The 21,770-nt window shown below is 67.1% G+C and carries 18 protein-coding genes; 5 read left to right on the forward strand and 13 right to left on the reverse strand.

Annotated features, from left to right (window positions below; genetic code table 11):
- Window positions 1-92 precede the first annotated feature (92 nt).
- Both ACSFA8_RS09525 and ACSFA8_RS09530 read left to right on the forward strand, forming a co-directional pair.
- On the forward strand, window positions 93-821 hold the full coding sequence (locus tag ACSFA8_RS09525) for a winged helix-turn-helix domain-containing protein (RefSeq protein WP_435479267.1): 729 nt from the start codon (window positions 93-95) through the stop codon (window positions 819-821).
- The gene (locus ACSFA8_RS09530) at window positions 821-2,869 is read left to right on the forward strand and encodes a PAS domain S-box protein (RefSeq protein ID WP_435479268.1); all 2,049 of its coding nucleotides are present in this window, start codon (window positions 821-823) and stop codon (window positions 2,867-2,869) included. The genes ACSFA8_RS09525 and ACSFA8_RS09530 overlap by 1 nt, the downstream gene beginning before the upstream one ends.
- Here ACSFA8_RS09530 and ACSFA8_RS09535 read toward each other — a convergent pair.
- Entirely contained in the window at window positions 2,863-3,594 is a 732-nt protein-coding gene (locus tag ACSFA8_RS09535; RefSeq protein WP_435479269.1) for a Crp/Fnr family transcriptional regulator, read from the reverse strand. The genes ACSFA8_RS09530 and ACSFA8_RS09535 overlap by 7 nt on opposite strands.
- 140 nt (window positions 3,595-3,734) lie before the next feature.
- Between ACSFA8_RS09535 and ACSFA8_RS09540 the strand changes: the two genes are divergently transcribed.
- Entirely contained in the window at window positions 3,735-4,490 is a 756-nt protein-coding gene (locus tag ACSFA8_RS09540; protein WP_435479270.1) for a Rossmann-fold NAD(P)-binding domain-containing protein, read from the forward strand.
- 18 nt (window positions 4,491-4,508) lie between these two features.
- On the opposite strand, the gene ACSFA8_RS09545 is transcribed toward ACSFA8_RS09540, so the two are convergent.
- Window positions 4,509-4,874: a YbaN family protein gene (locus ACSFA8_RS09545; protein WP_435479271.1), complete on the reverse strand. Its 366-nt coding sequence runs from the start codon at window positions 4,872-4,874 to the stop codon at window positions 4,509-4,511.
- Between the two features lie 114 nt (window positions 4,875-4,988).
- On the opposite strand from ACSFA8_RS09545, the gene ACSFA8_RS09550 reads away from it, so the two are divergent.
- The gene (locus ACSFA8_RS09550; RefSeq protein ID WP_435479272.1) at window positions 4,989-5,633 is read left to right on the forward strand and encodes a hemerythrin domain-containing protein; all 645 of its coding nucleotides are present in this window, start codon (window positions 4,989-4,991) and stop codon (window positions 5,631-5,633) included.
- 118 nt (window positions 5,634-5,751) lie between these two features.
- Entirely contained in the window at window positions 5,752-6,153 is a 402-nt protein-coding gene (locus tag ACSFA8_RS09555) for a ribonucleotide reductase subunit alpha (RefSeq protein WP_435479273.1), read from the forward strand.
- Window positions 6,154-6,179: 26 nt separating this feature from the next.
- Here ACSFA8_RS09555 and ACSFA8_RS09560 read toward each other — a convergent pair whose 3' ends face one another.
- The 11 genes from ACSFA8_RS09560 to ACSFA8_RS09610 all read right to left on the reverse strand — a co-directional run bounded on the left by ACSFA8_RS09560 (window position 6,180) and on the right by ACSFA8_RS09610 (window position 21,713).
- Entirely contained in the window at window positions 6,180-7,457 is a 1,278-nt protein-coding gene (locus ACSFA8_RS09560; protein ID WP_435479274.1) for an NAD(P)H-dependent flavin oxidoreductase, read from the reverse strand.
- An 85-nt stretch (window positions 7,458-7,542) separates the two neighbouring features.
- Window positions 7,543-8,271 carry a carbonic anhydrase gene (locus ACSFA8_RS09565; protein ID WP_435479275.1) on the reverse strand — a complete coding sequence of 243 codons (729 nt, stop codon included), beginning with the start codon at window positions 8,269-8,271 and terminating at the stop codon, window positions 7,543-7,545.
- An 18-nt stretch (window positions 8,272-8,289) separates the two neighbouring features.
- Complete coding sequence (locus ACSFA8_RS09570; protein ID WP_435479276.1) at window positions 8,290-9,120, reverse strand: peptidylprolyl isomerase; 831 nt, start codon at window positions 9,118-9,120, stop codon at window positions 8,290-8,292.
- 19 nt (window positions 9,121-9,139) lie between these two features.
- A complete protein-coding gene (gene narI / locus ACSFA8_RS09575; RefSeq protein WP_435479277.1) occupies window positions 9,140-9,874 on the reverse strand; it encodes a respiratory nitrate reductase subunit gamma in 735 nt (244 codons plus the stop codon).
- Window positions 9,871-10,566: a nitrate reductase molybdenum cofactor assembly chaperone gene (narJ, locus tag ACSFA8_RS09580; RefSeq protein WP_435479278.1), complete on the reverse strand. Its 696-nt coding sequence runs from the start codon at window positions 10,564-10,566 to the stop codon at window positions 9,871-9,873. The genes narI and narJ overlap by 4 nt, the downstream gene beginning before the upstream one ends.
- A gap of 2 nt (window positions 10,567-10,568) precedes the next feature.
- On the reverse strand, window positions 10,569-12,101 hold the full coding sequence (gene narH, locus ACSFA8_RS09585; protein WP_435479279.1) for a nitrate reductase subunit beta: 1,533 nt from the start codon (window positions 12,099-12,101) through the stop codon (window positions 10,569-10,571).
- Entirely contained in the window at window positions 12,098-15,916 is a 3,819-nt protein-coding gene (locus ACSFA8_RS09590) for a nitrate reductase subunit alpha (RefSeq protein ID WP_435479280.1), read from the reverse strand. The genes narH and ACSFA8_RS09590 overlap by 4 nt, the downstream gene beginning before the upstream one ends.
- Before the next feature lie 33 nt (window positions 15,917-15,949).
- A complete protein-coding gene (locus tag ACSFA8_RS09595; RefSeq protein ID WP_435479281.1) occupies window positions 15,950-17,602 on the reverse strand; it encodes an MFS transporter in 1,653 nt (550 codons plus the stop codon).
- Window positions 17,599-18,888 carry an MFS transporter gene (locus tag ACSFA8_RS09600; RefSeq protein WP_435479282.1) on the reverse strand — a complete coding sequence of 430 codons (1,290 nt, stop codon included), beginning with the start codon at window positions 18,886-18,888 and terminating at the stop codon, window positions 17,599-17,601. Before ACSFA8_RS09600 ends, ACSFA8_RS09595 begins: the two co-directional genes overlap by 4 nt.
- Window positions 18,889-19,052: 164 nt before the next feature.
- Complete coding sequence (locus ACSFA8_RS09605) at window positions 19,053-19,736, reverse strand: response regulator (RefSeq protein WP_435479283.1); 684 nt, start codon at window positions 19,734-19,736, stop codon at window positions 19,053-19,055.
- Window positions 19,737-19,742: 6 nt separating this feature from the next.
- Window positions 19,743-21,713 (reverse strand): type IV pili methyl-accepting chemotaxis transducer N-terminal domain-containing protein, encoded by a 1,971-nt coding sequence (locus ACSFA8_RS09610; RefSeq protein WP_435479284.1) that lies wholly within the window; start codon window positions 21,711-21,713, stop codon window positions 19,743-19,745.
- Window positions 21,714-21,770 lie beyond the last annotated feature (57 nt).

A 21,770-nucleotide genomic window follows, 5' to 3' on the forward strand; every position in this document is an offset into this window, starting at 1 on the left:
GCGGCCCACTCTAGACAGCCGGCCCGGACGCCAACCTGACGGCTGGATGACATTGCCGTCAGGTTGACCGCGTCAAGGGCTAACATGCCCCGATGACTTCTCCCACGCACCTCGCCGTCCTCGACGACGAGGTCGAAATCACCACCCTGCTCGCAACCTATCTGCAAGGCCACGGCTTCCGGGTCAGCCAGCTGCATTCCGGCAGCGCGCTCATGGCGCTGATGGCGCACGATGCGCCCATGCTCGTGCTGCTCGACCTGGGCCTGCCCGGCGAGGACGGCTTTGCCATCGCACGCCAGCTGCGGGAGCGCTGGCGCTGCGGGCTGGTTATCGTCACCGGCCGGGGCGATGCGGTCGACAAGGTGGTCGGCCTGGAGATCGGGGCCGACGACTACATAACCAAGCCCTTCGACCTGCGCGAACTGGTCGCGCGCATCAAGGCCGTGCTGCGCCGCCTTGTACCGGCCGAAGCCGGGCCGGCCAAGCCGAACGCCGAAGCCTCGACGCTGCTGCGCTTCGCGCAATGGGAACTCGACACCGCGGCACGGCGCCTGCTCGATCCGGGCCGCAACGAGGTGGCCCTGACCACGGGCGAATTCGACCTGCTGAACACGCTGGCGGCGCACCCTGGCCGCGTGCTGTCCCGGGACTTCCTGCTCGAACACACCCGTGGCCGCGATGGCGGCCCGTTCGACCGCACCATCGATGTCCAGATCGGCCGGCTGCGCCGAAAGCTCGAGGCCGACCCGAACAATCCGCAGATCATCAAGTCGGTTCGCGGCGCGGGCTACATCCTGGTTCCCACGGTCGAGACCGCCTGATGGAGCGCAGCTCCCTCGTTCCCGGCTTCGACGACGGCGCGGTATTCCGCTCGCTCTTCGCCGCCTACCCCGACTCGCTGCTGCTGGTCGATCTCCAGGGCGTGATCGGCCTGGCCAATCCGGCCGCGGTCGAGCTGCTGGGCTACACGGCCGACGAACTGGTCGGCCTCTCGGTCGACGCGCTGGTGCCCGACGCGATCCGGCCGCGCCATGCGGCCTACCGCAATGCCTATGCCCACCACCCGCGCGCCCGGCCGATGGGCATGCAGATGGACCTGGTTGCCAAGCGGCGCGACGGCAGCGAGGTGATGGTCGAGATCGCCCTGAGTCCGTTGCAAAGCCACGGCCTGCCCTATGTCGTGGCCGCGATCCGCAGCGTGGGAACCTATCCGCGCGTCAAGCAGGCGTTGGAGAGAGCCCGCTATGCCGAGCATCTCGCCCAGTTCGGCCGCTTCGCGGTCGATGCGCGGGATCCGAAAGAACTGCTGGAACTTGTCCCTGCGATCGCGGCCGAAGCGCTCCAGGTCGAGACAGCCGAGATCCTGCTGCTGGAACCCAGCGGCCTGGAGTTCCGGGTTGCCGCCGTCACCGGCCCGCTGCAGGATCTCGCTGTCGGCGATCTAATTGCCAATGCGCCCACCTCGCCCTCCGGCAGCGTCATCGCCGATGGCAAGGCACTGCTGGTGAACGACTACGCGCAGCAGCACCGCTTCCGGCTGGCGCCGCGCGCCGTCGAGCGCGGGCTGGCGAGCGAACTCGCCGTGCCGCTGTCGGATCGCGGCCGCACGATCGGCACCCTGGCCGTGCGCTCGCGCACCCCCAAGCGCTTCGGCGACGACGAGTTGCGCTTTCTCGATTCGTTGTCGAGCCTGCTGGGAACCGTGCTGCAGCGCGCGACCAGCGAAGAGGCACTCAACCATGCGCAGCGGCTCGAAACCGTCGGCCAGCTGACCGGCGGCGTCGCACACGACTTCAACAACCTGCTGACCATCATCTCGGGCAACCTGCAGGTGCTCGAGGACGCGCCCGCCTATGCTGCCGATCCGTTGATCCAGCAACTGGTCGGCGCCGCTGCGCGCGCCACCCGGCGCGGCGCCGAACTAACCAGCAAGCTGCTCGCGTTCTCGCGCCGCCAGGTGCTTCAGCCCACGATCGTCGACACCGCCGCCCTGCTGCATTCGCTGACCGACATGCTGCGCCGCACGCTGGATCAACGCATCGTCATCACGCTCGATGCCGAAGACGCGCTGTGCCTGGCGGATCCGGGGCAACTCGAATCCGCACTGTTGAACGTGGCTATCAACGCCCGCGACGCGATGCCGCTCGGCGGCACGCTCGCCTTCACCTGCCGCCTGGTGCCGTCGCTGCCGTTGAACCTCGATGCCGAGCGCGAACCGGCCGAGGCGCACGGCTATGTGGCGATCTGCATCTCGGACACCGGCGACGGAATGCCCGAAGCCGTGAAGGAGCGCGCCTTCGAGCCCTTCTTCACCACCAAGGAGACGGGCCGCGGCACCGGTCTCGGCCTCTCGACGGTCTATGGCTTTGCCAGGCAGTCGCGCGGCGCCGTCAGTCTCGACAGTGCACCCGGCGCGGGCACGAAGGTGACGCTCTATCTGCCGCGCGCAGAAGGCGACGGTGTCGCCGACGAAGCCTTCGACACCGCGGCGCCGGGCAGCGTGCCCGCGGGACTGCGCGTGTTGCTGGTCGAGGACGACGCCGAGGTGCGAAGCGTGGTGCAGCGGTTTCTGGCCTCGATGGCCTGCGAAGTCGTCGCTTGCGCCGATGCCGAAGAAGCATTGCGCGTGCTCGCATCGGAGCCGGGCATCGGGCTGCTGCTCACCGACATCCTGCTCGGCGCCGGCATGCGCGGCACCGAACTGGCGGACGCGGCGCGCACGCGGCGGCCTGGCCTGCCGGTGCTGCTGATGTCGGGCTATTCGAGCGAGTTGCTCGACGAGCCGCAAGGCCGGGAACTGCTGCGCAAGCCTTACACGCGCGTCGAACTCGAGCGCGCCATGGCGCGGGTGCTGAACGCGGCTCAGTGAAGCGCGGCCGCGCTCATCGGCGCGGCGCTGCGCATGAAGCTTGTCAGCGCCTCCACCTGCGGGATATGGATGTCGCGCCGCCCCTTCTCGGTGAAGCGGATCACGTCGCCCCGCGCCATCCGCGACAGCGCGCGGCTCACGCTCTCCAGCGTCATGCCGAGGTAGTTGCCGATTTCGGCACGCGTCATGCGCAGCGTGAACTGGTCGGTACGCAGGCCGCGCTGCGCCAGCGCATCGGCCCAGTAACGCAGGAAGCCGGCCACGCGGGCATCGGCGGGCAGCGTGCACAGCGACAGCATGGAGTCGTGGTCGCGCGTGAGTTCGCGGCTCATGGCCTCATGCAGCGCGGTGAGCAGCGCCGGCGTGCGAATGGCCGCCTGGAGCAATGCGTCGTAGCGGATGGCCCAGACCTCGCCGGTGTCCATCGCGACCGCGTCGCAGCCGTACTGTGCCGTCGCGATGCCGTCGAGGCCTAGCCAGTCGCCCTTGAAGTGGAGGCCGACCACCTGTTCGCGCCCTTCGCCCGACAGGTTGACCATCTTGAAAAAGCCCGAACTCACGACGTAGAGGCAGCCGAACTGCTGCCCCACCTGGTAGACCGTGTCACCCGCGCGGACGATGCGCCGCTGGATCGGAACGCTGTCCTGCAGCAGTTGCAGCATGTCGGCGATGCGCCGCACGGCTGACCGGTGGCCCTGGGTAACGCTTGTTGCTTCGGTAGTCATCGCTTGTTGTTCCTTGCAGATCGATGGCTTGAAGCTTAGAAAACCGCGGTAACTGGCGCGCCAATGCGGCCGCCCCCTCGGTAACAGTGCGTGAATGCTTTGTGTCCGGTCGGTATCGACGGGTGCGGGATGCCGGATTGTTGACGCCGATCAAGGCCTGGAGCGCAGCAAGCAATACCTTCGCTGGTGTGGAATCCGTTCTCACCCCTCCTTCTCACCGCCCGTCACCGGACGACCCACCGGCCGCGGAAGACATCCTGGCGATCTTTGCCGCGGCCCGGCGCCTGCGTGCTGATGCCAGCGCGGGCACGCTCGGCCAGCCGCTACGCGGCAAGAACCTGGCGCTGCTGCTCGAAAGCCCGCCCGGCGAGGCGCAGTCGGCCCTGCATCGCGCCGCGCTGGAACTTGGCGCCCGGGTCGCCGAAGTCCGGTTCGCCGACCCGGGCGGGTCGGCCTTCGTGCAGGACGACATTCGCGGCCTGGCCCGAATGCTGGGGCGCATGTACGACGCGATCGACTGCGCCGCACTGGCGCCGGCCACCGTGCGCCAGATCGAGCAGGAGGCGGGCGTGCCGGTCTACGCCGGACTGGGCCTGGACGACCATCCGGCAAGGGCGCTGGCGGATCTCATGACCCTCTGCGAGCATCGGCCGGCGCCAGGCGCATCGATCCGCTTCCTCGGCGACCCGACAACGCCGCGGGCACGCGCCTTCCTGCGGGCCGCGCGGGAGGTCGGCTTGGCGGAATCTGTGGATGCGACTCTCGTGGTGGACGCGGCCCATGGTTCGCACTGGTCGCTGTGCGGGCCGGCCGGCCCGCTGGACGCGCTTCGGCGTTCGGAAAACCACCGCTGCATGATGCAGACCCTGCTGCTCGAGACAATCGTCAAGGCCTGATCGGGGGCGCTCCGCGGCTTACGGCTCGGGCCGTTTCCATAGCCAGACGGCGACCACCGCCATGAGGAGCGGTACGCCGACCTTCACGACGGTCGGCGCGGGGGTGAAGAGCAGCGCTGCCGAACTGAAAGCCATCATCCCGGACGCGACCCACTTCGCGCGGCGCGGCACTGCGCCACCCTGCCGCCATTGCCGGATGTACACGCCGTAGCGGGGGTGTTCGAGCAGCCACTGCTCCAGCGCAGGCCAGCCGCGGCCGCCCGCCCAAGCGGCCGCCAGCAGAAAGGGCACCGTCGGCAGAATGGGCAGCACGACGCCGAGCAGGGCGAGCGCGAGAAATGCCAGTGCCAGCACCCGCCAGAGCAGCTTCGCGATGGGACGCATCGACCCATGGTAGGCCAATCGCCCGCCGAAGGCGGATGACGGGCCGCAGGCTTGCGCCAGATCAAAGGCGCCGTCACACGCCCGCACTAGGCTTGCAGTGCCGATACCGAAACCATGACGCACCCCAGCATCACCATCATCTGCCACGAACACCAGGCGCTGTCGGCGATGCTGCGCTCGATCATCCTGCTTCTGGATGGACATCGGCGGCGGAACACGCTGCCCGACTTCGATGCGCTGCAGGCCATGCTGTTCTACGTCGACGAGTTCCCGGAGAAGCTGCACCATCCCAAGGAGAGCCAACTGCTCTTCCCCAAGCTGCGCGGGCGCAATGCCCGGACCGACGCGGTGCTCGACCGCCTGGATCGCGACCATGCACATGGCGAGCAGGCGATCCGCGAACTCGAACACGCGCTGCTCGGATTCCGGATGATGGGTGCCACCGACCAGGGCGAAGCCCGCCGGGACAAGTTCGAGACCTTGATGAAGCAGTACGCCGACTTCTATCTCGACCACATGCGCATCGAGGAAACCGAGATCCTGCCGCTGGCCATGACCGTCCTCAGCGACGACGAATGGGCCGAACTCGACGCAGCGTTCCTGCAGAACCGCGACCTGCTCGCAGGCTACGAGGCCGACGAGGCCTACCGGCCGCTTTTCGGGAAGATCGTCGACACGCTGCAGGCTTCGGGCAGTGTCGGCTCGGTGCTCGAAGCCTTCGCAGGGGTCGCGCGGCCGAAGTTCCCGCCACATCATTGACAGGGTGCACGCGTTGACAGACGCGTCGCTGCTGGTCACGATGCTCCTTCCTGCACACGGGCAACCGGCTGCCCGGCGCCAGCGCCTCACCCCTCCACCGGACACCGAAAGCCCCCCAATGATTTCCAGCTTCAACGATCTGCTGCGCGCTGCGCGCGAACAGCCGCAACCGCAGCGCCTGCTGTTCGTCTTCGCCACCGCGGGCCTGCCGGACGACGCGACGCCCGAACAGCGCGAGCGCTTTGAGGCCGGCCAGGGCGGCACGCTGACGCCGCTGATGTGCGTCGACAAGACACCCGAAGAACTGGACTCCTTTGACACGCTGCGCGAAGAGTCGCGGGAGTTCGGCCAGACCTGGGATCTCGTCTTCACCGCCGCGATCTCGGGCAGCGCCGGCCTCGGGCCGACCAGCGCGCAGGCCGAAGCGCCGCTTCAGCGCATGGTCGAATCGATCAAGTCCGGCGGCATTGGCGACTTCGTCGCCTTCGACGGTGCGGGCCAGGCCGTGCAGATTGGCTGAACCAACCCGGGCGCGATGCCGCCCGCTCAGGCCGCGTTGACGCCCAACGAAAGCGCGGCGTCCTGCCGCGTCAACAACCGGGCCAGCAGTTCGCGCACGCTGCGGATCTGCTCGCCGAACGGCAGCGTGCCGACGCCGCGGAAGAACAGTCCCTTCTTCACGTCGCCGCGCAGGGCGGCAGCCAGTTGAGTGTCGATGCAGAACTGGCCCCAGCCGGCCAGCCCGTCACGCAACCCGCATTGGGCCAGGCAGTCGAAGGCAAGCGTGCAGCGCGGCTTGACGTGCGCCACGCTCTGCAGCTTTGCCTCGGCCTTCAGGTAGCCTTTCAGCCACTGGGTTGCCACGGCGCGCGCGGGCAGGCCGGCCACGCTCGTGAATTCGACCAGATCCTCGTCGCGTGCCTCGGCCAGCACGCGCTTGAATTCGGGGTGTGCATCGCACTCCTGCGTGACGGCGAATGGCGTGCCGAGCTGCACGGCGGCGGCACCCAGCGCCTGCACGCGCGCGATGTCCTCGAAGCAGCGGATGCCACCGGCCGCGATCAGCGGGATCTCCTTCTCGATGCCCGCGGCGCGCAGGAAGGCGAGCGACTGCGGAATGACGTTCTCGAAGTCAAAGCGCGGGTCGGCCAGGTCGGCGATCTTCGCTGCGCCGAGGTGGCCGCCGGCCAGCCTCGGGTGTTCGATCACGATCGCGTCGGGCAGGCGCTTCCTGCGCTCCCACTTGCGCACCAGCAGCTGCACGCCGCGCGCGTCCGAAAGGATGGGCACGAGCAGCGCGCCGGGGTGATCCTGCGCGAGCTCGGGCAGGTCGAGCGGCAGGCCGGCGCCGACCACCACGGCATCGATCCCGCATTCGAGCGCACGCGTCACCGAGGGAGCGTATTCGCCCACCGCGCGCATCACGTTGATGGCGAGCAGGCCGCGCCCGCCCGAACGCTCGCGCGCGGCATGGATCTCACGCGCCAGCGCTTCCAGGTTGGCCGCGTTGATGTCTTCCTTGGCGCGGCGCGTGGCGGCCGCTCCCGGTGCCAGTTCGCGCGTGAGCGCCATCAGATCCGGATGATGGCGGCGCAGGTCGACCGACGAAATGGTGCCCATCGCGCCAAGCGCCGCGACGCTGCCGGCCAGCCGGTGCGCCGACACGCCGACGCCCATGCCGCCCTGGACGATCGGCAGCAGGGTTCGCTCACCCAGGCGCAGCGGCTTCAGGCCGCATCCGCGCAGCAACGCATTCAGTTGATCGGCGCTGGCGGCGCTGTCTGCGGCGTGGGTGGTTCGGTCGATGTGGAGGGCAGTGGTCATGTGGGCAGCGGCAAGGCGCATGTGCGCCGCATCTGTGGCAATCGTTCACGGTAGTGCCTCGCTGCGAACGCGGTTTTGACCAAGGTCAAACTTGCGCTTCGCTGCGCGGCGCCGGCCCGAGTGCTTCGTCGATCTCGTTGAAGATGCTGGTGCCGCTGCCGTCGTCGACCGCTGCGTGGTCGAACGGGCCAGTACCGCTGTGGTCGGCATCGGACGCCGGCACGAAGCTCCCACTGCGCAGGTCGAAGACATGCACCTCGCCCTCCTCGATCACATAGTGCCAACCGTGCAGCGCGAGCCGGCCCGACTCGACGCGCTCCCGTACCATCGGGTAGTCCATCAGCCGCTCCAGCTGCAGCACGACGCAGCGCTGCTCGGTGCGGCGCAGCGCTTCCGGCGTCACCTGAACCGGCAGCACGGCCTCGCGCGCGAGGTCGAGCCAGGCCGCAAGGTTGGGCGCCTGCGGCAGGCTCTCTTCGTACAGCGCCCGGATGCCGCCGCAATGGCTGTGGCCGCAGACGACGATGCGCTCGACGTTCAGGCGGAGCACGGCGAACTCGATCGCGGCAGCCGTTCCGTGATAACCCGCCGAGCCATCGTGCGGCGGCACGAGCGCGCCGACGTTGCGGACGATGAACAACTCGCCGGGCCCGGTGCCGGTCAGCAGATAGGGCACGAGGCGCGAATCGGAGCACCCGATGAACAGGATGTTCGGATGCTGGCCGTCCCGCACCAGGCTCTGGAACCGATCCTGCACACCGGGAAAATAGTCGTCGTGGAAGCGCCTTAGTCGCAGCAGCAGATCGTCAGGCATCGTGCGCCGCCTGCCGCGCTACTGGACCAGCGGCGTCTCTGCCGCGTCGAGATCCACGCCCTCGACCACGGCCTGGCCGGCCAGCACCTGAAGGCACTGGCGCAGCGCCGTCACATAGGCCTGCTGGCGCAGTGCCATCGAGACCGCGCCCCGCACCGACTCGAAGGACTGGGGCTCGCCGCCCTCGCGCTCCAGCACCTCCACCACGTGCAGGCCGAAGCGGCTGTGCACCAGGCGCGGCAGGACGCCGACCTCGACATGGCCGAAGATCTCGCGGGCAAACTCGGAGGCACAGTCGGCCGGGATCAGCCATCCCAGCTCGCCGCCCTGTTCGCCGCTCGGACAGTTGGACAGCTCGCGTGCGGCGCGTTCGAAGCCAGCGCTTGCGCTGCCATTCGATTTGCCGTCGTGGCAGCGGACATCCAGCAGGCAGGCCTCGGCGCGATTTCGCAGTGCCACCACGTCCATGCCCTGCGTCACTGCGAACAGCACATGCCGCAGCAGCACGCGCTGGCCCGTTCTGTAGCGCGCCGGGTGCGCAGCATGGTGGCGCCGGCAGGCCTCCTCGGACGGGTCGGGCAACTGCAGCTCGCGCTCCAGCCACGCATCGATGGCCTGGGACGCGGCCTCGCTGAGCATGCCGTCGCCGGACGCGATATCCGTGGGCGCCAGCAGCCCGCCCTGGATGGCGGCCTGGCGCAGCAGCTCGGAGCACGCGCGCTGGCGCAGTTCCTCGACCGACAGCACCTCGGCATCGCCGTGCAGGAGCACGCCATTGATGCGCGCCACCCGGGGCAGCGCAGCCTGGGATGCTTGGCCAGCGTCCGATTTGAAGGTTTCGACATTCATGAAGGTTTTCTCCTGGGGCTCAGAGGCCGGCGCGGGGCTCGCGCGGCTCGTTGTGGCCGGCCGGCACGTTCAGCCGGCGGCTGCGGACGACCTGGGGTGACCGGAACAGGAAGCGAACCGTCCCGAAGCCGCTCCACACATGCACCAGCCGGCTGAACGGGAACAGCAGGAAGATCGTCATGCCGAACACGATGTGGAACAGGTAGGGCCAAGGCAAGGCGGCCAGCGCGGTGGCATCCACCGGTCGCAGCGTGACGATGCGCTGCGCCCAGTCCGCCAGGATCAGCATCACGCTGCCATCGGCATGCGCCCACGAAAATGGCAGCGTGATCAACCCCACAACAAGCTGAATCCACAGCACCACCAGCACCGCGATGTCGGTGGGATGGCTGGTGAGGCGGATGCGCGGATCGAACACGCGCCGGTACAGCAGCAGCGTCAGACCGACGAAGCACACTGCGCCCGCGATGCCGCCCGCCACGACGGCCAGCATCTGCTTGGTCGCCGCACTCATGAAGATGCCGTAGACGCTGTGCGGCGTGAACAGTCCGACCATGTGGCCGAAGAACAGGAACAGCACGCCGAAGTGGAACAGGTTGCTTCCCCAGCGCAGCGTGCCGGCCCGCAGCATCTGGGAAGAGTCGCTCTTCCAGGTGTACTGGTTCTGGTCGAAGCGGATCAGGCTGCCGAGCACGAACACCATGAAGCAGACATACGGATAAACCTGGAAGAGAAATCCATACATGCCTTTCATGACGATGCTCCTTGTGCCATGTCGCGCTTGCGCACGATGTGAATGGGTTGTGCCTGCCCTGGCTTGGCCTGGCCCTTGGTAGAGCAGCCATCGAACACGAACGGTTCGGCCCAGCTCTCGTCGAGCGCCTCCTCGGCCGGCGGCTTGACCGGCTGCGCCTTCTCGCCGGCCAACTCGAGCAGCGCGCCGAGCACGCTGGCGTAGGCGCTGCCCCGATGCTGCAGGGCACCGAAGATGGCATTGAAGATGTGCGCCATCTCGCCGAGGAAGGCGCGCGCCTCGCGCACCGGCTGCGTGGAGACAAACTCCAGCACGGCCGGCAGGTAGTCGGGCAGTTCGCCCTCGGCCAGGATCAGGCCGGCCTTCTCGTAGGTCTGCCCCAGGTCGATCATGGCCGGGCCGCGTTCGCGCGAATCGCCGTGCACGTGCTCGAACAGGTGCAGGGAGGTGCCGCGGCCCCGGTCGAACAAATCGACGTAGTCGGACTCGGCCTCCAGGGCATCGGCACGCGACAGCATGTCCATCAGCGCATCGAGTTCGGCCAGGCGCGAGTGCGACAGGACGTGCTCGTCCTGCAGCAGCGCGCGCATCTCCGGCAGGTCGCTGCGCAGTTGCGCATCCGGGTAGCCGAGCACCGCCGCGAGCACGCGCAGGCTCTTCGTCATCGGACGCTGGGAGTTCAGTGCAAACATGGTCAGACCTCCGCCCGGATGGGAATCGTGCGCTTCTTCTCGCTGCCGAACAGGCTGACCTCGCTGGTGCCTTCCGAGCATCCGTTGCCGAACGTGAAGCCGCAGCCGCCACGCACGTTGAAGGTGTTCTCCGCGTACTCGCGGTGCGTCGTGGGGATCACGAAGCGGTCCTCGTAGTTGGCGATCGCCATCACCTGGTACATCTCCTCGACCTCCGCCTGGGTGAGTCCGACCTGCGCGAGCACGGCGTGGTTGATGCGCCCGTCGACATGCTTCTCGCGCTGGTAGGCGCGCATGGCCAGCATGCGTTCGAGCGCCTTCACGATGGGCACGGTGTCGCCCGCGGTCAGCAGGTTGGCCAGGTACTTGACCGGAATGCGAAGCTGGTTGACGTCGGGAATCTCGCCGTTGCTGCCCACATGCCCCGCATTGGCCGCGGCGCTGATCGGCGAGAGCGGCGGCACGTACCAGACCATCGGCAGCGTGCGGTATTCGGGGTGCAGCGGCAACGCCACCTTCCACTGCACCGCCATCTTGTAGACCGGGCTGTTGCGCGCTGCCTCCATCCACTTGTCGGGGATGCCGTCGAGGCGCGCCTGCGCGATCACCTTCGCATCGAACGGGTCGCAGAAGATGTCGAGCTGCGCCTGGTACAGGTCGCGGTCGTGCTCGACGCTCGCGGCCTCCTGGATGCGGTCTGCGTCGTACAGCAGCACGCCCAGGTAGCGGATGCGGCCGACGCAGGTCTCACTGCAGACGGTCGGCTGCCCGGCCTCGATGCGCGGGTAGCAGAAGATGCACTTTTCGGCCTTGCCGCTCTTCCAGTTGTAGTAGATCTTCTTGTACGGGCAGCCGCTCACGCACATGCGCCAGCCGCGGCACTTGTCCTGGTCGATCAGCACGATGCCGTCTTCCTCGCGCTTGTAGATCGAGCCCGAGGGGCACGACGCGACGCACGCCGGGTTAAGACAGTGTTCGCACAGCCGCGGCAGGTACATCATGAAGGTGTTCTCGAACTGGCCGAGCATGTCCTTCTGCATCTTCTCGAATCCGTCCAGGTTCTTGTCCTTGCTGCGCCCGGAGAACTCGCCGCCGAGGATCTCCTCCCAGTTCGGGCCCCACACGATCTTGTCCATCTGCTTGCCGGTGATCAGGCTGCGCGGACGGGCCGTGGGGGTTGCCTTCATCTCCGGCGCCGACTGCAGGTGCCCGTAGTCGAAGGTGAAGGGCTCGTAGTAGTCGTCGATCTCGGGCAGGCTCGGGTTGGCGAAGATGCGCATCAGCAGCTTCCACTTGGCGCCCTGCCGCGGCTCGATCGCGCCGTTGGCCTTGCGCACCCAGCCGCCGTTCCACTTGTCCTGGTTCTCCCACTCCTTCGGGTAGCCGATGCCCGGCTTGGTCTCGACATTGTTGAACCACGCGTACTCCATGCCGGGGCGGCTGGTCCAGACGTTCTTGCAGGTGACGGAGCAGGTGTGGCAGCCGATGCACTTGTCCAGGTTGAGCACCATTGCGATTTGCGCGCGGATCTTCATGCGACTTCTCCTTCGGCCTGGACGGGGCGGATCAGTTCATCGGCAACCGGCGTATCGAGCCAGTCGATCTTGTTCATCTTGCGGACCACCACGAACTCGTCGCGGTTGGTGCCGACGGTTCCGTAGTAGTTGAAGCCGTAGCTGAACTGCGCGTAGCCGCCGATCATGTGGGTGGGCTTGAGCACGATCCGGGTCACGGAGTTGTGGATGCCGCCGCGCGCGCCGGTGATCTCGGAGCCGGGCGTGTTCACGATCTTTTCCTGTGCGTGGTACATCATCACCATGCCCGGCTTGACGCGCTGACTCACCACCGCACGCGCCGCGATGGCACCGTTGAGGTTGAACAGCTCGATCCAGTCGTTGTCGACGATGCCGACGCGCTTGGCATCGTCCTCGCTGATCCACACGCAGGGCCCGCCGCGGCTGAGCGTGAGCATCAGGAGGTTGTCGGTGTACGTCGAGTGGATGCCCCACTTCTGATGCGGCGTGATGAAGTTCAGCGCGATCTCGGGGTTGCCGTTCGGCTTGATGCCCTGGATTCCCGCGGTGGTCTTCAGATCCACCGGCGGGCGGTAGCTGGCGAAGCCCTCGCCGAACGCGATCATCCACGGATGGTCCAGGTAGAACTGCTGCCGTCCGGTCAGCGTGCGCCATGGAATCAGCTCGTGCACGTTGGTGTAGCCGGCGTTGTACGAGACGGTCTCGCTCTCGATGCCGCTCCAGGTCGGTGAGCTGATGATCTTGCGCGGCTGCGCCTGGATGTCGCGAAAGCGGATCTTCTCGTCCTCGCGGTGGATTGCCAGGTGCGTGTGGTCGCGGCCAGTCTGCTTGCCCAGGGCCTCCCAGGCCTTCACCGCCACGTGGCCGTTGGTTTCGGGCGCAAGCATCAGCACCACCTCGGCGGCGTCGATGTCGGTCTCGATCTTCGGCATGCCGCAGGTCACGCCGGGCTCGGTGACGAAGCCGGAGAGTTCGCCGAGCTGCTTCACTTCGGTCTGCGTGTTCCAGCTGATGCCCTTGCCGCCGTTGCCGGCCTTTCCCAGCAGCGGCCCCAGCGCCGTAAAGCGCTTGTAGACATTGGGGTAGTCGCGCTCGACCACCTGCAGGTTGGGCGCGGTCTTGCCCGGCACCAGCTCACACTCGCCGCGCTTCCAGTCGCGCACCTCGAACGGCTGGGCCAGTTCGGAGGGGGTGTCATGCATCAGCGGGGTCAGCACCAGCTCGCGCTCGACACCGAGATGGCCGACGCAGACCTCGCTGAACTTCCTGGCGAAGCCCTTGTAGATGTCCCAGTCGCTGCGCGACTGCCAGGCCGGATCCACCGCCGTGGAGAGCGGGTGGATGAAGGGATGCATGTCGCTGGTGTTGAGGTCGTTCTTCTCGTACCAGGTGGCCGTCGGCAGCACGATGTCGCTGTAGAGGCAGGTGGTGCTCATGCGGAAGTCGAGCGTCACCAGCAGGTCGAGCTTGCCTTCTGGCGCCTTGTCGTGCCACACGACCTCTTCGGGCTTGGCTTCCTCGGCGCCGAGATCCTTGCCCTGCACGCCGTTGCTGGTGCCGAGCAGGTGCTTGAGGAAGTATTCATGGCCCTTGCCGCTGGAGCCCAGGATGTTGGAGCGCCACACGAACATGTTGCGGGGCCAGTTGTCCGGGTGGTCGGGGTCGGTGCAGCTCATCTTCAGCGAGCCGTCCTTCAGCGCCCCGACCGCGTAGTCCTTCGGATCGGCGCCGGCGGCCTGCGCATCGCGCACCACCTGCAGCGGATTGGTCTGCAGCTGCGGCGCGCTCGGCAGCCAGCCCATGCGCTCGGCGCGCACGTTGTAGTCGATCATGCTACCCGCGTAGGTCTTCTTGTCGGCCAGCGGCGAGAGCACTTCCTCCATGCCCAGCTTCTCGTAGCGCCACTGGTCGGTGTGGGCGTAGAAGAAGCTGGTGCTGTTCATCTGGCGCGGTGGGCGGATCCAGTCGAGCGCAAAGGCCAGCGCGGTCCAGCCGGTCTGCGGGCGCAGCTTTTCCTGGCCCACGTAGTGCGCCCAGCCGCCGCCACTCTTGCCGATGCAGCCGCACATCATCAGCATGTTGATGACACCGCGGTAGTTCATGTCGCTGTGGTACCAGTGGTTCATCGCCGCGCCGATGATCACCATCGACTTGCCCTGCGTCTTGTGCGCGTTCTCGGCGAACTGGCGTGCCACCGTGATCAGCTGCGCGCGCGGCGTGCCGGTGATGCGCTCCTGCCAGGCCGGCGTGTAGGGGGTGTCGTCATCGAAGCTGCTGGCCGTCATCTCGCCGCGGAGCCCGCGCGCCACGCCGTAGTTCGCCACCTGCAGGTCGAACACGGTCGCCACGAGCGCGTCGCGCTGGTCGCCTGCCTTGCCGAGCGCGATGCGCCTCACCGGCACGGTGCGCACCAGCACGTCGGTCTGTTCGTTGTTGGGGAAATGCTCGCTGACGATGCCGCCGAAATAGGGGAAGCCGACCCGCGCCGTCTCGGTGGCCGGCTCGTCGCCCTCCAACACCGACAGCCGCAACTTCACCTCGGCGCCGTGGCGCGCCTCCCTGGCTTCGAGGTTCCACTGCCCTTCGTCGGCGCGGCCGTCAGCCCCCCAGCGGAAGCCGATCGCGCCGTGCGGCAGCACCACCTTGCCCTGGTCGTCGAACGCGACCGTCTTCCACTCCGGATTGTTGGCCTGGCCGAGCTTGCCGTTGAAGTCCGACGCGCGCACATAGCGGTCGGGCACCATGACAACTTCGCCGCCAGGCAATGTGTGCTCCTTGAGCATCACCAGCATCGGCATGTCGGTGTAGCGGCGCACGTAGTCGTCGAAATAGGCGCTGCGCTCGCGGCCGCCATCGGGAAAGTAGAACTCCTTCAGGATCACATGGCCCATGGCCATCGCCACCGCCGCGTCGGTACCCTGCTTCGGGTGCATCCAGATGTCCGCCAGCTTGGCAACCTCGGAATAGTCCGGCGTCACCGCCACCGTCTTCGCGCCCTTGTAGCGCACCTCGGTGAAGAAGTGCGCGTCCGGCGTGCGCGTCTGCGGCACGTTGGAACCCCACGCGATGATGAAGCTCGAGTTGTACCAGTCGGCCGACTCCGGCACGTCGGTCTGCTCGCCCCAGACCTGCGGGCTTGCCGGCGGCAGGTCGCAGTACCAGTCGTAGAAGCTCATGCAGACGCCGCCGATCAGGCTCAGGTAGCGCGAGCCCGCGGCGTAGCTGACCATCGACATGGCCGGGATCGGCGAGAAGCCGATGATCCGGTCGGGGCCGTGCTTCTTGATCGTGTAGACGTTGGCTGCGGCGACGATCTCGTTGACCTCGTCCCAGGTCGAGCGCACGAAGCCGCCGAGGCCCCGCACCTGCTGGTAGTCGCGGCGCTTGGCATCGTCTTCGACGATCGAAGCCCATGCGCCAACCGGGTCGTGTGCGATGCGCGCTTCGCGCCAGCTCTTCAGGAGCCTGCCGCGCACCATCGGGTACTTGACGCGGTTCGCGCTGTACAGGTACCAGCTGTAGCTGGCGCCGCGCGCACAGCCGCGCGGCTCATGGTTGGGCATGTCCCAGCGCGTGCGCGGGTAGTCGGTCTGCTGGGTTTCCCAGGTGACGATGCCGCCCTTGACGTAGATCTTCCATGAGCACGAGCCGGTGCAGTTCACACCGTGGGTCGAGCGCACGATCTTGTCGTGCGCCCAGCGGTTGCGGTAGGCGTCTTCCCAGGTGCGGTCTTCGCCGGTGGTGACGCCGTGGTCGCCGGAGAAGGCTTCCCTGGGCTGGCTGAAATAGCTGAGGCGGTCGAGAAAATGGCTCATTGGAGGGTCTCCGGAAAATTCGTGGCGCAGGGCTCAAGGGTTCTTCACGTACGCATTGGTGCGCAGGTAGAACCACCAGTTGAGAACGAGGCACAGGGCGTAGAACACCGCGAAGCCGTACATGGCGAGTTCGGGCGTGGCGGCCTTGATTTGGGCACCGATCACCACCGGTGCGATGAAGGCGCCGTAGGCCGCCACGGCCGATGTCCAGCCCAGCACGGGGCCGGCCTGCTGGCGGTCGAAGATCACGCCGATGGTGCGAAAGGTCGAGCCGTTGCCAATGCCGCTGGCGGTAAACAGCACCACGAACAGCACCATGAAGATCAGGAAGTACTGCTCGGGCGCGGCCGACTGGTAGGCCAGGAGCATCACGTAGCCCACCGCCGTCGAGGCGAGCACCATCACCGCCGAGATGATCTGCGTGACGATCGAGCCGCCGATCTTGTCGGCGACCCAGCCGCCCACCGGCCGGACCGCGGCGCCTACGAAGGGCCCGATCCAGGCGTAGGTGAGGGCCGAAGGCGCATTGGGGTTCTTCAGCACGTGCTGCATCACGCCGGCCGCATCGGGCACATGGCTGACGCCGAAGATCACCGTGATGGCCAGCGGCAGCGCCATCGAGAACCCGATGAACGAGCCGAAGGTCACGATGTAGAGCACCGTCAACGCCCAGGTATGCCGGTTGCGGAAGATCTCGAACTGCTTGGCAATGCTTTCCTTCATCGGCCCGAAGGCGGTGAGCTTGAGCACCAGCAGCGTGCTGACGATGATCAGCGGCATCGCGACCCACATGTTCAACACGCCGAGGCCGGTGGGCGCCGGCAGGTACAGGTACAGGCCGAGACCGGCCGGCACGAACGACAGCGTGTAGAGCCAGATGATCTTCATGAAGGCGACGACCGGGCCGCCCGTGTTCGGCGAGACGGTCTTCAGGTTGTTCATGCCGAACCAGCACAGGGCCGCCAGCGGCACCAGCGACAGCAGCCAGGCGAAGCCTGCGTTCTGGATCCAGGTCGGCGTGCCGGCCGCAATCTTCCCGAAGATCCAGCCGCTGTCCTTGACGAGCGTCATCGGCTCGCCGCCGAGCGCGCCGAACATTCCGACCGTCATGACCAGCGGGATGACGATCTGCATGCTCGTCACGCCGAAGTTGCCCAAACCGGCATTCAGCCCCAATGCCGTTCCCTGCAGCCGCTTCGGAAAGAAGGTGCTGATGTTGGACATCGAGCTCGCGAAATTGCCGCCGCCCACGCCCGACCACAGCGCCATCAGCTGGAACGCCCACAGGGGCCAGTCCTTGTGTTGCAGCACGATGCCGGTGCCGATGGCCGGGGCCAGCAGCATCGCGGTGGTCAGGAAGATGGTGTTGCGGCCGCCCGCGAGGCGAATCAGGAACGAGGCCGGGATGCGCATCGTGGCGCCGGCCAGGCCCGAGATCGCAGTGAGCGAGAACAGCTCGGCCTGGCTGAACGGAAAGCCCAGGTTCAGCATCTGCACCGTGATGATTCCCCACATGCCCCAGATCGCGAAGCCGCACAGCAGACTGGGCACCGAGATCCACAGGTTGCGGTAGGCAATGCGCCGGCCGGTGGACGCCCAGAAGGCATCGTCTTCAGGGCGCCAGTCGGCGATGTCTGCGCCGCTCGCGGGCCGCGCCGGGCCGGTGCTGGCGATGGTCGGGTTCATGAGGATTCCTGCAACGTAGGGGGAGTGGTTCGGCCGTCGAGGCTGAAGGCGTGGGCGCGTTGGCCCATGACCTCGGTGCTGCGCACCTCGGTCCAGTACATCCAGATCAGCGACACCCAGACCACGCCGTACATCAGCATGAAGGCGCTGGAGCGGATGCCGGTGAGATCCACCAGCACACCGAACATGATCGGCAGCACGAAGCCGCCCAGCCCGCCGGCCAGGCCGACGATGCCGCTGATGGTTCCGATGTTTTCGGGGTAGTCGTCGGCGATGTACTTGAACACCGAGGCCTTGCCGAATGCGAATGCGGTGCCGAGCAGGAACATCAGGCCGGTGAAGGCGTAGACGTTCAGGCCGAGGTGAAAGGTCTTCGGGCCGCTGATGGTGGCGATGGTGAAGTCGGTCTGCGGGTAGCTCAGCAGGAACAGGCAGATCCAGCTGACCCACATCACCCACCAGGTGACCGAATGCGCGCCGTACTTGTCGCTCAACCAGCCGCCCACGGCGCGCAGCACGCCGCCCGGCAGCGAGAAGCACGCAGCGAGCAGCGCCGCGGTGCGGATGTCGAGGCCGAACTCGCCGATGTAGTACTGCACCATCCACAGGCTCAGTGCCACGTAGCCGCCGAACACGATGCTGTAGTACTGGCAGTACTTGATGACCTTCGGATCCTTGAGGGCCCGCAGCTGGTCGGAGAAGCGAGTGTGGCTCGGCACGAGGTGGGTCGGATCGCTCGCGCTGAACATCCAGAACAGCAGCAAGGTACCGAGCATGACGGCGGCATACACCTGCGGCACCATGGCCCAGCCGAAGGCCACGACGAGCGCCGGCGCGATGAACTTGTTGACCGCCGCGCCAGAGTTGCCCGCACCGTAGACACCCATTGCGAAACCCTGGCGGTTCCTGGGAAACCAGCGCGCCACATACGGCGTGCCGACCGAGAACGAACCGCCGGCCAAACCGACGAACAGGCCGATGACCAGGAAATGCCAGTACGCCGTGGCGTAGCTCATCATCCAGATGGCGGGCACGGTGAGGGCCATCAGCAGCGCCATCACGATGCGGCCACCGTACTTGTCGGTCCAGATGCCCAGGGGCACGCGAATCAGCGAACCGGTCAGCACCGGCATGGCGGTCAGCAGGCCGAACTCGGTGGCGTTGAGGCCCAGCGCCTTCTTGATCGGGATGCCGATCACGCCGAACATCATCCACACCATGAAGCACACCGTGAATGCCAGGGTGCTGACCATCAGCACCGCCAGTGCCTGGCTCTTCTTGCTCATGACGAAGTCCGCTCGTTGCTCATGAACCGACTTTAGGAACTGCCGGCACTTTGCGGCATCCTTCGGCGGGAGGGCCGCGGGGCGGCACAAGAACGATGCGGCCGGACGGCGGCATCCTCATGAAGAACTAGCGGCGTAGGAGAACAGCGCGTGTTTGCGCTGGATCAACCCAGGCCGTGCTCAACTGCGATAACAGCGGCTTGCACGCGCGAGCTCACGTCGAGCTTGCGCAGGATGTGCTGCACATGGATCTTCACCGTGGTTTCGGCAATGCCCAGCGAGCGCGCGATCTCCTTGTTGCCCTGCCCATGCGCAACGCCGCGCAGGATGTCCTGCTCGCGCGGCGACAGCGTTTGCAGCGGCGATGCCGGCGCCGCGGGCTCGACCAGCGGGGCGGGCCGCGGCGCGGCGGCACCGCGGTAGGCCGCGACCAGCTTGCCGGTCATTTCTTCGGCCACGATGCACTCGCCACGCATGGCACGACGGATCGCCGCGGCCAGCGCATGGCCCTCGATGGTCTTGAGCAGGTAGCCGCTCGCGCCGGCGCGCAGCGCGCCCGCGAGGTCGCGTTCGTCTTCGCTCACCGTCAGCATCAGAACCCGTGCCGCGGGCGCGGCTTCGCGCAGTGCCGGCAAGGCATCGACCCCAGTGACGCCCGGCAGGTGGTTGTCGAGCAGGATCACGTCGGGCTTCAGCTCCTGCGCGCGGCGCTGCGCCTCGCCCGCGTCGCCGGCATCGCCGACGACCTCGAACTCCGGATCGCGCTGCAGCAGCGCCGTCAGCCCGCGCCGGAACAGCGTGTGGTCGTCGACCACCAGGATGCGGATGGCCGAAGGCAGATCGGTCATGGGCATTCAGGCAACCTGGTATTGCGGCGCCGCCACCACACCACCTGTGCCGGACGTCATCGGCAGGGTCAGTACGACCGAGGTGCCACGGCCGGGCGTGGAGAGTACGTCGAGCTGCGCACCGAGACGTTCGGCACGCTCCGCCATGATGCGAAGGCCCACGTGGGTTTCGTCGGGAACGCCGTTGCGGTCGGCAAACCCAAGGCCATCGTCGCGCACCTCGAGCCGCCACTGCGGCGCCTGCTGCACGTCCAGCCACACCTGGCTGGCACGCGCGTGCTTGCGAACGTTCGACAGCGCCTCCTGCACGATGTGCAGCACCTGGATCTGCGTGTCCGGGAGCATGGGCATGCCCTGGCCAAGCATCTGGAGGCTAGCCTTCAGGCCGCTCTGGTGCTCGAACTTCCGCAGCGTCGTGAGGAGGGCCGGCTCTATGTCCTCGCCGTTGGCCCGGGTGCGAAAGTGCAGCAGCAGCTCCCGCACGTCCCCGTAGCTCTCGCGCACGCCGACGTCGATCTCTCCCAGCACGTGCTGGATCTGCCGATCGTCGCCGGCAGCGACCGCGTCGCGCATCAGCTGCACCTGGATCTTCAGGAACGCAAGCGACTGGGCGATCGAGTCGTGCAGTTCGCGAGCGAGGAAACCGCGCTCCTGCGAGATCGCTGCCTCCAGCCCGAGCGAATCGAGGCGCAGGTTCTCCATTGCGCCGGCGAGATGGACCGTGAGCGATTCGAACAGCGAACGCTCGGCTTCGGAGATGGTGATCCGGGCGTGGAAGAACAGGTCGACCTCGCCCATCAGCCGCTCATGCAACCTGATCGGAATGGACACCACGGTCTCGAAGCCTGCCTGCGCGCAATGGCGCGTCCGGGCCGGCAGCATGGTGCGGATCGAAATCACGCGCGCGCCCGGCGACGCGAGCGGCGAGCCGCAATGGCAATCGCCCGCCTCGAGGCAATGCTCGGCATCGGCCATCGCCTGCGGCAAGCCCTGCGAGGCCAGCATCAGGTAGCGGCGGTTCGCCTCGTCCGACCAGCGCAGGGCAACGCCGTCGGCGTGCGCGATCCGTGCAATGCTCTTCGTGAACCCCTGCGCCAGTTCATCGAGCGTCGCGGCCTTGGCGACCAGCATGGTGACCTCGTAGAGGCATTCCAGTCGCCCACGCTCCTCCTCCAGCTGCGCCGTCTTCTTCTGCACCCTGCTTTCCAGATCGCGGTACATGGACTGCAGCTGCCTGGCCATGTCGTTGAATCCCTCTGCCAGGGTGCCGAACTCGTCGGTGCTGGTGCGCTCGACGCGGGCGCCGAGATCGCCATCCTGGAGGCGCTGGATCGCCCGCTTGAGCACGCTCAGCGGTTCCAGGACGAAGCGGAAACCGGTATGGATCAGCACCGCCGCACCGATGAGCGCCACGCCCATCATCGCGACCTGCAGCAAGTGCATGAGTGCAGTCCACCGTGACAGGTAGATTTCGATGCCGGCGACGAATGCGTCGATGTCCAGCGTGACCGCGGCTGCGTCGTCGCCAAGGCTGGCCGTCGTCGCCACGCCCGGCAGCGCCGAAGCCGCCACGCGGCTGCGAAGGACGGTCCAGTCGCGTTCGACGACGGCGAAGCGCTGGCGCGCGGCGTCGTCCCAGGGCACGAACAGCGGCCGTTCGGCGTCGCCGCTGCGCAGCACCTGGAGGCTGCGCTCGAACTCGGCCGCCTGCTGGGACAGCACCTGCGCATCGCCTGCGCCCACCGACAGCACCATCCGATAGGTTTGCATGCGCATGCGCCCCGCTTCGTTGACCGCGGCGGCGCCGCCCTGGATCTGCCATGACATGTAGACCAGCACGGCAATGGCGCACAGGAATGCCAGCAGGCACGGCGTGGCGACCAGCGCCAGCTTGGCGCCAAGAGTCCATTGCCTGGATCTGGCCGTCGAACGAATTGGGTCGTTGCCCGTGCCGGCGGAAAGCTCGGCGGCAGTCAATCGCGTTCTTCCGTTTGCATGCCGCATTCTGCGTGCGGAACCGGGTACTTGGTTGAT

The sequence above is a fragment of the Variovorax nitratireducens genome (genome assembly GCF_051216545.1).
GTDB lineage: Bacteria > Pseudomonadota > Gammaproteobacteria > Burkholderiales > Burkholderiaceae_C > Variovorax.